Origin of the sequence: Natronoglycomyces albus, assembly GCF_016925535.1 — a bacterium.
Classification (GTDB): Bacteria; Actinomycetota; Actinomycetes; order Mycobacteriales; family Micromonosporaceae; genus Natronoglycomyces; species Natronoglycomyces albus.
Window position 1 is genome coordinate 561496 of record NZ_CP070496.1, and the last position, 12532, is coordinate 574027.

Annotated in this window: 9 protein-coding genes, 1 tRNA gene and 1 pseudogene; 9 read left to right on the forward strand and 2 right to left on the reverse strand. The window is 62.4% G+C overall.

Annotated features, from left to right (window positions below):
- Positions 1-100 precede the first annotated feature (100 nt).
- Positions 101-172, forward strand: a tRNA-Arg gene (locus tag JQS30_RS02330).
- Between the two features lie 509 nt (positions 173-681).
- Here JQS30_RS02330 and JQS30_RS02335 read toward each other — a convergent pair.
- Entirely contained in the window at positions 682-936 is a 255-nt protein-coding gene (locus tag JQS30_RS02335) for a hypothetical protein (RefSeq protein ID WP_213171801.1), read from the reverse strand.
- 851 nt (positions 937-1787) lie between these two features.
- On the opposite strand from JQS30_RS02335, the gene JQS30_RS02340 reads away from it, so the two are divergent.
- Positions 1788-2468, forward strand: a complete 681-nt coding sequence (locus JQS30_RS02340) for a slipin family protein (protein WP_213171802.1) — start codon at positions 1788-1790, stop codon at positions 2466-2468.
- Between the two features lie 153 nt (positions 2469-2621).
- On the opposite strand, the gene JQS30_RS02345 is transcribed toward JQS30_RS02340, so the two are convergent.
- On the reverse strand, positions 2622-3170 hold the full coding sequence (locus JQS30_RS02345; protein WP_213171803.1) for a DinB family protein: 549 nt from the start codon (positions 3168-3170) through the stop codon (positions 2622-2624).
- Between the two features lie 247 nt (positions 3171-3417).
- Between JQS30_RS02345 and JQS30_RS02350 the strand changes: the two genes are divergently transcribed.
- The 7 genes and pseudogenes from JQS30_RS02350 (at position 3418) to tsaB (ending at position 12521) form a co-directional block, all read left to right on the forward strand.
- Positions 3418-4173: a hypothetical protein gene (locus JQS30_RS02350; protein WP_213171804.1), complete on the forward strand. Its 756-nt coding sequence runs from the start codon at positions 3418-3420 to the stop codon at positions 4171-4173.
- Between the two features lie 929 nt (positions 4174-5102).
- Complete coding sequence (locus JQS30_RS02355) at positions 5103-7631, forward strand: S8 family serine peptidase (RefSeq protein ID WP_213171805.1); 2529 nt, start codon at positions 5103-5105, stop codon at positions 7629-7631.
- A 240-nt stretch (positions 7632-7871) separates the two neighbouring features.
- Positions 7872-8282 carry a DUF4190 domain-containing protein gene (locus tag JQS30_RS02360; RefSeq protein ID WP_213171806.1) on the forward strand — a complete coding sequence of 137 codons (411 nt, stop codon included), beginning with the start codon at positions 7872-7874 and terminating at the stop codon, positions 8280-8282.
- Between the two features lie 165 nt (positions 8283-8447).
- On the forward strand, positions 8448-9608 hold the full coding sequence (gene alr / locus JQS30_RS02365) for an alanine racemase (RefSeq protein ID WP_246498011.1): 1161 nt from the start codon (positions 8448-8450) through the stop codon (positions 9606-9608).
- A 326-nt stretch (positions 9609-9934) separates the two neighbouring features.
- Positions 9935-11227 carry an alpha/beta fold hydrolase gene (locus JQS30_RS02370; protein ID WP_213171807.1) on the forward strand — a complete coding sequence of 431 codons (1293 nt, stop codon included), beginning with the start codon at positions 9935-9937 and terminating at the stop codon, positions 11225-11227.
- Positions 11227-11670: pseudogene (gene tsaE, locus JQS30_RS02375) on the forward strand (tRNA (adenosine(37)-N6)-threonylcarbamoyltransferase complex ATPase subunit type 1 TsaE); the annotation flags it as partial. The gene JQS30_RS02370 and the pseudogene tsaE, both read left to right, overlap by 1 nt.
- Positions 11671-11831: 161 nt before the next feature.
- Positions 11832-12521 carry a tRNA (adenosine(37)-N6)-threonylcarbamoyltransferase complex dimerization subunit type 1 TsaB gene (gene tsaB / locus JQS30_RS02380; protein ID WP_213171808.1) on the forward strand — a complete coding sequence of 230 codons (690 nt, stop codon included), beginning with the start codon at positions 11832-11834 and terminating at the stop codon, positions 12519-12521.
- The last annotated feature ends 11 nt before the right edge of the window (positions 12522-12532 follow it).

Consider the following 12532-nt stretch of genomic DNA (forward strand, 5'->3'; position numbering starts at 1 on the left):
GCATTGCGCAAACACTCCTGACAAGGAGGGCTGCGGCACATCCGGCGGGGTGATCCTGGTCGATCAGCGGTAACTGATAAGCTCGTCTGTGGCTCGATTAGCCCCCATAGCTCAGGGGATAGAGCACCGGTCTCCGGAACCGGGTGCCCAGGTTCGAATCCTGGTGGGGGCGCAGTTTCTTAAATATCGCACATGATCGCCGTGGTGCCTTTCGTAACGAAGGCAGCGCGGCTTTTTCATGCGTGGGTAACCTTCGCGATGCCACCCGCGTGAATTCGCTTCACCGCACCGGCCAGTTGTGACACCATCCGGAAGACCCTCGGTGGCACGCCCGAGGCCAGCCCGGTCGCCATGGGGTCGTTGTTGACTGCGGCCGGGCGGTTCTACGGCGCACCGCCGCAAAATCACCGCAGGAGAGGCCTGAGAGTGATCAGAAACCTGTGGAGAGTCAGCAGCCGTAGCTTGTGGGGACGGTCGGCGGCGCACGCCGACTCAACGGGACATGGGCGCATCTGGACCGGGAACGGGTCCACTCGCTTCCGGTTTCGAAACTCTTCAAAGGGGGAGCGGACCAGCACCTGGAACGGATCGACCTTGGTGGCGGTCGGGGTCGCTAGCGGGCGACCAGAACCGAGCTTTGCGCAGCGCGGAGGCTCCTATGCTCGGTTCTGGCAAGGGAGGTCAGGATTTCAGGGCTTCGGCCTGGCTTTGGAGTTGTTCAAGCTGAGCGACCACTCCGGCTAGGGACGCCTGGGCCTGTTCCAGGCCATCCTTCAACGACTCGATGCCCGACACCAGGGACTCCGAGCCAACTGACTGGGCGCCGCTACTGGCCTCGTCCACCACAGCCTTGCTGGCTTCGATGCTGCTGGACGACTCGTTGACGCTGTCGATGTTCGCGCCGATTTGGCTCACGACTTCTTCAAGACTGGACACGGTAGTCCTTTCCACAAGGGGCGATGGGCTCATGCGGCCCAAGGAATCGCGCTCGCCTGGGCGAGCAACGCTGACAAGCGCTCACGGTACCAAACCAGAGCCGATTTCTCCGTCTAAAGTCCGACACCTTCACGACTGGGTTTGAGCTTCCTGGAACGCGCAAGAGGGGCCCAGTGCGGACACGTCGACGTTCGCGGTCATCGTGACAAAGGCGGGGGCCCATGTCATTCCCAAAGCCCAATGCGAAAGGCACTGTCGGCCTTCTTGTCGGCTCGTTTAGGAGCGTAAGCTTCGCCTCCTGCGGTCTTGAAGGTGCGCGTTCGCATAAGCCTCCAATGTTGCCCCGCACCGTGGTGCCGGGAAAACCCTTTGACCGACAAGAGGATTTCTCTCTACACTGTGGGCACGGTCCAGACAGCAGCGCGCTGGATATCGCCAGTGGCGTCCTGCACATCGGACCTTGTGAGGTAAAGCCTTTTCAAGGCTCGGGTTCGAATCCCGAGAAGTGTCTGGATGGTTTGGTCATCGACCCATTCTGGTCGGCCTTGCGTGCCTGATTCCTCACCTGTGGCCACGAGTTCACCGAGGCCAATGTTTTCAGCAGCGCTCCCTTCGACACGTTTGTTCTGTGGAGCCCACATTTTCAAGTGGGACCCACCTTGCTTGAGGTTGAGGCGTCGTTGCACGAAGGATTGGCCCACGACATCGTTGTCCCGCAAGTGAACACTCGGAACACCCGCCGACCAGCTAGACAACCATCCAGGCACTTCGTGCCTGACCCAATACATTGCGCACTCGTATGAGGGCCTGGAGCGCGCAACTGAGATAACCAAGCAAGGAAAGTGATAGCCATGGCCACCGTCATCGTTCACGATTGGGAACGGGTTCTCCTGTTCACCGATGGCACGCTCCAGCGGACATTGGAGCCGGGACGACACCGCTACCGCAAGCGGAATTCGTTCCTGCACCACGTGGACATGCGACCTGCCGAAGTGCGGGTTCCGGGACAAGAGGTGCTGACAAACGACGGCATCTCGGTGCGCGTCAGCGTGACCGCGCAGTGGCGGGTGGCCGACCCGGTGACCTATCTAATGGGCTCTCAGCTGCCTGACTCCTTCCTGTACTCCTCGCTTCAGGGCGCGATTCGCCACTGCGTTTGCGAAGTGGACTTCGCTACGGCCATCGGCGACCGGTCCGCTATTGACCGAGGACTGCTTGCGTTCGCGCAAGAGGAGGTCGCTTCATTTGGCATCGAACTCGATCAGGTCCGGGTGCGCGATGTGATGATGCCGGGCGCACTGCGTCGAGCCGCGATGGATGTCGCGATCGCCCGTGAAGAGGGCAAGGCTTCCTTGGAAGCGGCTCGGTCGGAAGCGGCCGCCTTGCGGTCCCTGACCAATACCGCGAAGCTGCTGGAGAAGCACCCGCAGCTGATGCAACTGCGTACACTCCAGGTCGCTCAAAACAGTGATGCGACGTTGGTGATCGACCCACGCGCGGGCGTGGCGGGCACACGTTCGGATGCGGTCTAGCCGCGCTGGGCCGCACTGAGACCAACCGTGGCGGCCCGGGCGGATCAGGTGAAGTTACTGGCCAGTGGGCGCGACATGGCTGGGAACGACCCAGTGGGATGGTGCCGCGCTGGAGCGAAGGCGATTGAGAAGCGCCTAGCATCGCGCGGAGGACTACTGAGACTTGTTCAGAGCTTGATATTGCTCGTACCAGCCCTGTGCCATCGCCTTTAGCTCGTACATGGTCTTGCCGTCGATAGATTCGCGGATGATGTCCGCGTGGCCAGCGTGTCGAGCGAACTCTTCGATGAGATGGCCCAGCATCCAGCGCACCGACCAGGATTCTACGCCGGGGAAGAACGGCCGCAGCATGTGCGGGACGGCTATTGGCGCCTCCAGGGGCAGCCCTGCGAGGGTCTGCTCAGTGACTGATGCGACGGCATCAAGCCGGTCGAGCAGTTCTTGGCGGGTCGCCTGCGGCGGTGGTTGGTCATTGTCGAACGATTGTGGAACCGGCTCCCCGACGGCGTCCTTGACCCAGCGGGTCTCGACTTCGGCGATGTGGTGCAGCAACCAGGCCAGGCTTAGGTCTCCGGCGGTCGGCTTTAGGTGAAGTTGCTCGTCAGCCAGTCCGTAAGTGGCGTAGTACAACTGCCCCCGCTGGTGCTTCAGGTACGTCATCAAGTTGTCACGCTCACCAAAGGTGGGTGGTGGCAGCGGCATCGTGACTCCTGGTGGTTGTGAGTGAACCGTTGACAACACTGTAGGTGGAGAGTGTGACAGCGTCGGTTGCGAAGTGCGCCTTCATCGACAGGAGCTGCGCAGACGGGGTCGCATGGGGCGAAACGTCGGAAATGCGTCAGTTGTCGATCGTTGTGGGGAGCACGCGACCACGCCCTGCCTAGTGGGAGTAATCTTGACTTTTCAGAGTTAATGTGACCTGATTGTTATGTCCAGTAAAGGGGTTCACATGCCGCCAACTGCGCCACGCAAGTCGTTGCGAGTATCGGGGATCATTCGCCCCCCTAAGCTGGTTGCCGTGCTCAATGGGTGGGGCATTATCGGCGGAATTGTCGCGGTTGTGGCCTCGGTGATCCTCTTTATCGCCACGTTCCTGCCGTGGGCGCAGTACCGGCCATTGCAGGAAGTCAATCTGTGGAACCTCGCGGGTATCGACGATGTGCAGTTCGGCGCGAAGGTGTGGCTGTTCGTGGCGGCGTGGGCTGTGGTGGTGGTGAGCCAGTTCGGCTACCTGTTGATTTCAAGCCCGATCGCGCAGGTGTGGCTGGTGGCCGCGAGCATGGTCGGTTGGGTATTCGTGGCGATTGGGTTTCTCGGGGTGTTGGCGGTCAGCCGTGACCTGGGGCCATTGTTGTACGGGTTCTACCTCGCCGCCGTGGCGCACGTGATCGTTTTGGCGGGGACGGCCGTGGCCTGGTCTAGTATTTCGCCCTCGGCTCCGTCTGCGCCAGAGCGCCCCGCGACTGTGCGTGGGCATGCGGTCGCGCCGAATGTCGACTTGTCCTCGTTGTCGTCAGATCGCCTAAACTCGATGGGGGAACCGCCAGCCCAGGCATCGGGTCACGATCAGAGCCCGGACCTGGAGAGCACGTTGCGAAGGCTGGGGGAGCAGCGCGACAAGGGGCAGATCTCGGCGTCGGAATACGAAATGTATGCGAATAATTTGCGCAGCAAGCGGGGCACGATTTACGGCAGCGGCGCCTAGAGCGCCCGGGTGACATTCCCCGTCTGCCAAGTTGTGGCCCACCATAGGAATTGCGAAACCCGCGCCCGTGCCGCGTGTTCGCCCCATATGTCGCGGCGCTTCGGGCGCGTGCGGGCCATAGAGGGTTCAGGGTGGCTCAACGCCGAAAGCAGCTCTTGTCTCCGATGCGGATGTGACAGGGGCGATTGAAATGTGCGTAGGGATCTGTGGCGCTCCAGCGCCATCGAAGGTGAATTTTATTCACCTAGGGACCCCCTTTTTTATTCTCGCAGGAACGGCATGTGGCCGTCAATCATGAAATATCCGCCTGTGGATAACGCTGTGGAAAACTATGTATGCGAGCCTGCGAACACCAATGGACGCGAAATTTTATCCCACTCGCGCGTTAGTCCGCGTTCCCCTGGCAAAAATTGCCGTTGCTGGCAATGATTTATGCCTAACGCCGCGACAGGCGCAACAGAACTGCCGGTAAGGGAATATGCGATTTCATCAAGACCGGTCCTATTCCCTTTCCCGCATTGGTTGGAATTGGCTCCGGACTCGCCACTAGTTATACGTATGCAAACAATGCGACGACAGGCCAGTCTCGAGCACTTAGCCGCGAGAGCCAGCCCACGATTGCGGCACGACCGACAGTCGCGCAAAGGCCAAGCTACTGTGAGGCTTATGCAAAAGTGCAAATTCAAGGCCGCAGGAGGCGAAGTTTACGCGGGTAAACGAGCCGACGAGAACACTGAAAGTGCCTTTTGCATAGGCCTCTGTCCCCCATGTGGGCGACACGCCACTCCAAATGCGATTCCTTTCCCCACCAATCCGTGATCATAGTGGAGTCCATTCACTCGAAGAGACATCTCATCGTGAGAACTCGTCCTCTTTCGCATCGCCACCGAATTCTCGGGCACTCACTCTTGCAATCGAAAGGTCGCCAGATGGCTCAATTGCCACGCATGCTCACGGCGTCGCTACTGTGCGGGGCGCTTATCGCCCCCGCAGCGGCCACCGCCAATGAGTCCATATCCGCATCCGCCACCGACATTTGGCTCGTGCAAACGTCCAATATCGAGCAACTGCGCGCCCACGCCAATGGCCTGGATTTCAACGAGCGCAACCACTTCGAGCACCTGTGGCAAGGCATCTCCATCGAAGCCAGCTCCGCCACCGCACGCTACCTGGAAAACGTCGACGGCGTCGAAGCCGTGTTTCGTTCCCAGAACTACGATCTGCCCGATGTCGAACCCGGTCGCACAGCCGAGGCCGACAGTCGAGAGCGAATCGCGGAAATGGACTTCGCCGTCGACGCCACCGGCGTCAGCCAGCTTCCCGACCATCTGACTGGCACGGGAATGAAGATCGGCATCATCGACACCGGCATTGACTACCTGCACCCTGACCTTGGTGGCTGCTTTGGCCCCGGTTGCAAAGTCAGCCACGGGTACGACTTCGTGGGCGACGACTTCGACGCCACCGAACCCGGCAGCGACCCGCAGCCAGGTCCCGACCCGATGGACTGCAACGGTCACGGCACCCATGTGGCCGGCATCTCCGCGGCGAACGCCTCGGACTCCGAGGGCGTCAATGGAGTGGCTCCCGACGCCGAACTGGGCGCCTACCGGGTGTTCGGATGCTCCGGCTCCACCTCCGCCGAAGTGATGCTAGCGGCGATGGAGCGTGCCTACACCGACGGCATGGACGTCGTCAACATGTCCATCGGCCTGGCCTTCTCCTGGCCCGAATACCCAACGGCGGTCGCCGCCAACGAACTAGTCGAGCATGGCGTCTCCGTGGTGGCCTCGATCGGAAACTCCGGAGAGTTCGGGGTCTACTCAGCCTCGGCCCCCGGCCTGGGAACGGATGTCATCGGCGTGGCCTCGATCGACAACCCATTCGCGCGCGCGGACGCCGCGCTGGTGCGTCCGCTCGAGGTCGAGATCGGATACGGCTCGGTCAATGACGCGCCTGGCCTAGTGCCCGGCGAGGAACTGCCGCCGCTGCGGTGGCACGGCCTCGGATGCCCCGACAGCGACGCCGAAAACAACGTCGAAGGCTTCACCGCCCTCATGGTTCGCGGCGAGTGCACCTTCGCCGAAAAGTACGAGCGCGCCATCGCCGACGGAGCCCAGGCAGTTGTCATCTACAACGACCGCCCCGGCCTCTTCGCCGGAACCGGCGTGCCCGAAGGCGAGGACGTCGTGATGGCCACGCTGTCGAAATCTGACGGCGAGCAGCTACACGACCTGGCCTCCTCCGGCGAGGATGTGACCTTGGAAGCCACCGGAGAAAAGGTTCTCGTCGACCTGCCACTGGCGAACCTACCGTCGGCTTTCACCAGCTTCGGGCCCAGCCCAGACCTGGCCGTCAAGCCCGACCTGGCCGCCCCCGGTGGCGGCATCTGGTCGACCTACCTGACCGACGCCAACTCCTATGCCTCCCTCAGCGGCACCTCGATGGCAGCGCCACACGTGGCCGGAGCGGCCGCGTTGGTGTTGCAGGAGCGTCCGGAGCTAAGCCCGTATGAAGTCAAGGGCGCACTGGTCAACACCGCGAACCCGATCCCTAGCGGCCAAGGAGAGTCGACCGTTCTCGAACCGGCGCACCGGCAGGGATCTGGCATGGTGAACGTGCCCGCGGCCGTAGAGAACGAAGTCCGCCTCACACCAGAGGCGCTGGCACTGGGGGACTCCACCGAGCAGCCCCGGATTGAACACATCGAGGTGAGGAATACCTCCGACCACGACGCCCGTTACGAACTGGTTCACCGTCCTTCGCAGGCGACAACCGGCTCGGTGTTCACTCCCCAGACAATCGTCGCGACCGCGGACGTCACGTTCGAGACCGACACTGTGGACATCCCCGCCGGTCAGACGGCGAGGGTCCAGGTGTCAGTGACCGCACCCGAGGGCGTGGACGACGGGACCGTCTATGGCGGTTACGTGGAGTTCCAGCCGCTGCGCAAGGGCCACTCACTCGTGGCGACCTACGTCGGCTACGTGGGCGACTACCGTGACATCGTGGTCATGCCCAACGACATCTGGCTGGCCATGCCCGCCCAAGCGGAGAGCCTGCCAGGCAACGACCGTATTTCAGAGACCATCCTCGGCCGGATCGTCAACACTGACGAACTCAGCCCGCTCGAGGACGGAGCGGTCTTCGCCGCCGACGCCGAGGAGCTCCCGACCGCAGTGGTGCATGTGGCCCACCAGACTCCGGTACTGGAGGTCAGCGTCGAACGCCTCGACAGCACCGAATCGTATGACCTCATCATGGCCTCGTGGGTGAGCCGCAACGCCACCGAGGATGCGAACTACGCGTTCGATTTGCGGGAGTTGCTGGGAGAGACCGAACTGAGCGAGGGCGACTGGCAGGTGCGCGTGAGGGCGTTGAAACCTACCGGCGAATTCGATAACCCCGACCATTGGGAAGACAAGGTCTCACCTCCGTTCACGATCCAGCAAAGCTGATGCGGAAGCGCCCCGCCAATCGTGGCCCACGGCCAGGCGGGGCGCTTCGGCACTCGCCATCACAGCCAGTGCCAACGAACGGGGAATGACCACCTACGAAGGGCGCTGGCGGACTGGGTTCCGCCAGCGCCAATTCCGACAAACATTCGCAAAATGACTCGCGGGGTCGCCAACGGCATTAAAATCCCCTCGTAGTGGAAATACGTCATCGTTACCGTCTACGAGAACAGGGAGTCAGCCATGACCTTTCCTCCAGGGCCTCCGCCAGCAGGTCCACCGCCCACCGGCGCCGGACCTGGCGAACCTCCCGAAGAACCACCCCCACCCGGTATGCCCCCACCTCCAGGAGGGGCCCATCCACCACCCGGTATGCCCGCAGGTGGTGACCAAGGAAATGGCCTAGCCATCACCGGCATGGTGCTGGGCATTGTCTCGATCCCGGCGCTGTGCATACCCGTGGTCAACTTGGTCATGGGCCCGCTGGCGATCATCTTCTCCGCGCTTGGGCTCAAACGCGCCCCCGTGGTCTACAAGGGCAAAGGTATGGCCATCGCCGGCCTGGTCCTAGGCATCATCGCCACAGTCTTCGTGATTCTCGGGCTTATCGGACTGGTCACCTTCGACTCTGACATTGGCGACTGGGACTACTAGGGCACCTCATCGGTTCAGGTAAGGCACCGTGGCGTATTCACCGGCGTCCGCCGGGCTTGAATCCGCAGGTGTACATACGTGTGCCCACTGGGGATCACAGTCGGCGATCGCGACGCGGGCTCCTCTGACAGCAGAGGAATTGCGTGACAGCGTAGGGTTACAAACGTGGCTAACACTGCGATTCCCACACCGGACAACGTCGAATCCAGCGCCTGGCAAGCCGAAGCGGTCGTAAACACAGACACGATGGCTGCCAACATGGAGTGGCTGGATTCCCAGACCTCTGCCGACACCATGGCGGTGGTCAAGGCAGATGGCTACGGCCACGGCATCGTGCCAACGGCGCGAGCATGCCTGGCCGGGGGAGCCACCTGGCTGGGGGTCGCCACGCTCGAAGAAGCCCACCGCCTGCGCGACGCCGGGATCACCGCTCCGCTGCTGGCGTGGCTTATCTCGCCGGGCTTGAATGTGGCTGGCGCCATCGAACGCGATATCGACCTGTCGGTCTCCGGCGTCGAACTACTCGAAGAGGTGCGCCTCACCGCTGAACGGCTGGGCCGCCGCGCCCGCGTACACCTGAAGGCCGACACCGGAATCAGTCGTGGGGGAGCCCCCCAGTCGGCATGGGGTCTGTTGGCCGACACTGCCGCGAAGTACCAAGCCGGTGGAGCGATAGAAGTACTCGGAGCGTGGAGTCATCTGGCTTGCGCCGAGGACCTGCAAGGCCAGACGAACGCCGACCAGATCGCTGGATTCGATCTGTTCTTGCAAGCGCTGGCAGAGGCCGGTCTCCAACCATCTTTGCGTCACCTGGCCAATTCGGCGGGTGTGATCGCAGTGCCACGGACTCACTATGACTTGGTGCGTCCGGGCATCGCGATCTACGGCTACAACCCGGTGGTCGAGGTCGACACTCCGCTGAAACCGGTGATGGAGCTGCGGGCGCGCGTCACCCTCACCAAGCGAGTCGAAACCGGTCGCGGTATCGGCTATGGCCACACCTATGCCACCGAGCGCGAAACCACGATCGCGCTGGCCCCACTGGGCTACGCCGATGGGATTCCGCGGGTGGCCTCCAACAAGTGTGAGCTGTTGTTGAATGGTCGTAGGCGGCCCATTCGAGGTCGGGTGAGCATGGATCAGGTCATTGTCGAGATGGGCGACGATCCGGTGCGACCGGGCGATGTCGCCACCTTTTTCGGGCCTGACCCAGCTGGACCTACCGTTGATGACTGGTCGGTATGGGCGGGCACGATTCCCAACGAGATCCTCACTCGCATCGGGGCGCGAGCCAGGCGCCGTTACGTCGGTTCGGCCCATCTTTAGCACCGGAGGGCTGCGCATCCTCAGGGGCGCAACGCGACCGGCCGCACCACCGTAGATCCAGAGTGGATTAGGGATTGGTTACCGGCAACGTGAATCTCCTCGGGGGTTGAGCTTGGGCGATGGGGTTCCCTGTTCGCGACGCCACTTGTGGCCGCTGGGAGAAGGACGAACAGGTTCGCATGGATCACACTTGAGGGCATCTGCACGCCGAGGCTGTCGAATGCCGCGACCTACCCGTGAACAGAAGCGGCGACCACCGCTGCGGCCACTGCGCAGAGGGCACCCACTGTTTGAGGTCAACACTGTTTTGGGAAAACGTAGTATTTATGAACCACACACAACGCAGTAGCGGAGGAGACGTGGGGCGCTGGAAAAAAGCCGGAATCATCGGGGCGACGGTTGGTGCCGCAGCGGCCGCCGTGGCCGCTGGTGTGGCCGCACCGCGCTATCTTGCGCGGCGGGCCCGCAGCGATAAGGCCGACCCCTATGCCGCCGAACCTTTTGAGTTCCCACCCACCGACCACGTCGGCATCGTCACCACTCGCGATGGGGTTGACCTCAACGTGGAGGCAATTGGGGACGAGGACGCCCCGCTGACGGTCATCTTCGCTCACGGCTACTGCATGGAGTCGGGCGTCTTCTATTTCCAGCGTAAGGCGCTTAACGAGGTTCTCCATCCGTCTAAACACCATGGGCCTGGCACGAACGGCAGCCGTGGCAACGGGCACTCGCCAGATGCCGCCAGCCGCCGTAATCTCATCGCATACCTGCATGAACATCCCAACGCTGGTTTCCGCGCCGTCTTTTACGACCAGCCCGGCCACGGACGTTCTGGGGCGTTGCCCGACACCGAATACAGCATTGACGACTTGGCCGCCGCGCTAGAGGACGTCATCGAAGCTGTCGCGCCCGAGGGCAAACTGATGATCGTGGGGCACTCGATGGGCGGCATGTCCGTGTTCGCTCTGGCTCGCCGCCGCCCCGACCTCTTCAAGAAGCGGGTCGCGGCCCTGTGTCTCATCTCGGCCTCCGCCGGGGGGATCAACGAACTCAACTTCGGCATGCCGCGAGTTCTCAAGCGCGTCCGTCGTACCGCGCTGCCGATGGTGCAGCGTGTCACTGGGTGGACGCCGCAACTCATCGACCGGGCCCGCCACCTAGCGGGTGATATCGCCTGGTTGATTACGCGAAAGTATGGTTTCGCCAATGATGACCCCTCGCCGGCGCTGGTGAGTGAGGTAGAGCGCATGAATACACACACCCCCATGCCCACAGTAATGGGGTACGTACGCGCTATCCTCGATCATGACGAGACCGCGGTCTTGGGGACCATGCGTACATGGAAGATCCCCACGTTGATCATCGTTGGAGACGACGATCAATTCACGCCCACGGAACATGCTCGCTTCATCGCCGAGTCGCTCCCGCACGCCACGCATGTCGTCCTAGCGCAGGCCGCGCACGTACCGCAAATGGAGCATCCCGGTGAGATCTCACAACGATTGTTGGAGATCATTAACAAGACAGTCGCGTCGACGCCACCTCTCAAACGGGGCAGAACACGCAAAAGCACCCACCGGTTGTGGACACCATTTAAGAATCCCAAAAAGGAGTTCTGATGAAGATCGAGATGCCCAAGGCTGAGGACACCCACATGTTCGGGACCCAGCTGGCCGACGTACTTCGGCCCGGGGATCTGGTCATACTCACCGGCGACCTCGGCGCGGGAAAGACGGCCCTCACCAAGGGCATCGGCGCCGGGCTGGGAGTGTCGGGCACCATCACCAGCCCCACGTTCGTGATCGCTCGAACTCACCGTGGCGGCCAGCGCCGCATTCCCCTGGTCCACGTCGACGCCTACCGCCTAGGCGGGCTCGAAGAGCTGGACGACCTTGACCTCGACACCGACGTCGCGACCTCGGTCACGTGCGTCGAATGGGGTGCGGGCCTGGCCGAACGCCTCAGTGAGGCACACCTGGAAATCAAGTTGGTGCGACGCGCCGATGACGTGCGCGAGATCGAACTTCTCGCCCACGGAGGCGACTGGACCCAGCGTCTTGCCGCGTTCGCGCACACCCTGTCCTGCGCAGACCACGCCTCGGCGATCCCGGCTCAGACCGGGGCCGAGTCGGAAACACACCCGTCAACCGATCATCACCAATCAGCTCAAAAAACCCCAGCCGAGACCAACTCGGCGCGACAAGACCGCACAATAGGAGCTGCATGCTAACTCTCGTCGTCGATACCTCTACGTCCGCAGTCCAGGCCGCACTAGTCGACATTGAGCCCGCCGGGCCCGATACCGCGCCAACGGTGCGAATGCTGGCGCAGCGACAGCGAATCGACGCCCGCGGACACGCGGAGTATCTGACCCCGTTTGTCAACGAATGCCTGGAAGAGTCCTCGCACACGATGGCCGAGGTCGAGGCCGTTGTCGCCGGAGTCGGGCCCGGTCCTTTCACTGGGCTGCGCGTCGGTTTGGTGACCGCCGCGGCTTTGGGACACGCACGTCACATTCCCACCTATGGAGTCTGTTCTCTCGATGGCATAGGTGGAGCCTCCAGTGGTCGGGTGCTGGCCGCGACCGACGCTCGTCGCAAAGAGATCTATTGGGCCGAGTACGCCCAGGGCCAGCGCCTAGGCGACCCGCAGGTCTGTAAACCCGATCAGTTGCCAAACCTCGAAGCAACGCAAGCGCTGGGTGAGGGGGCGGTCAAGTACGCCGATGTCATCGGCCTGCCTATCGCCGACGGCCCTCTTCATCCGAACCTGGTGCACTTGGCCGCTTCCGCCGCCGACCGGGTGGTGGACAAGGCTCCTTCGGAGGGTTTGACTCCGCTTTATCTGCGTCGGCCCGATGTCACTGTGTCGACGACGAAACACATCCCGCAGCCGGGGGCTGTCAGTCGATGAGGTACTGCCGC

Excerpts from the sequence above, each read along its gene's own strand:
- JQS30_RS02345 (WP_213171803.1), bottom strand. The coding sequence starts at position 3,170 with ATGCCGCTGCCACCACCCACCTTTGGTGAGCGTGACAACTTGATGACG.
- JQS30_RS02355 (WP_213171805.1), top strand. The coding sequence starts at position 5,103 with ATGGCTCAATTGCCACGCATGCTCACGGCGTCGCTACTGTGCGGGGCG.
- tsaB (WP_213171808.1), top strand. The coding sequence starts at position 11,832 with ATGCTAACTCTCGTCGTCGATACCTCTACGTCCGCAGTCCAGGCCGCA.
- JQS30_RS02340 (WP_213171802.1), top strand. The coding sequence starts at position 1,788 with ATGGCCACCGTCATCGTTCACGATTGGGAACGGGTTCTCCTGTTCACC.
- JQS30_RS02350 (WP_213171804.1), top strand. The coding sequence starts at position 3,418 with ATGCCGCCAACTGCGCCACGCAAGTCGTTGCGAGTATCGGGGATCATT.
- JQS30_RS02370 (WP_213171807.1), top strand. The coding sequence starts at position 9,935 with ATGAACCACACACAACGCAGTAGCGGAGGAGACGTGGGGCGCTGGAAA.
- JQS30_RS02360 (WP_213171806.1), top strand. The coding sequence starts at position 7,872 with ATGACCTTTCCTCCAGGGCCTCCGCCAGCAGGTCCACCGCCCACCGGC.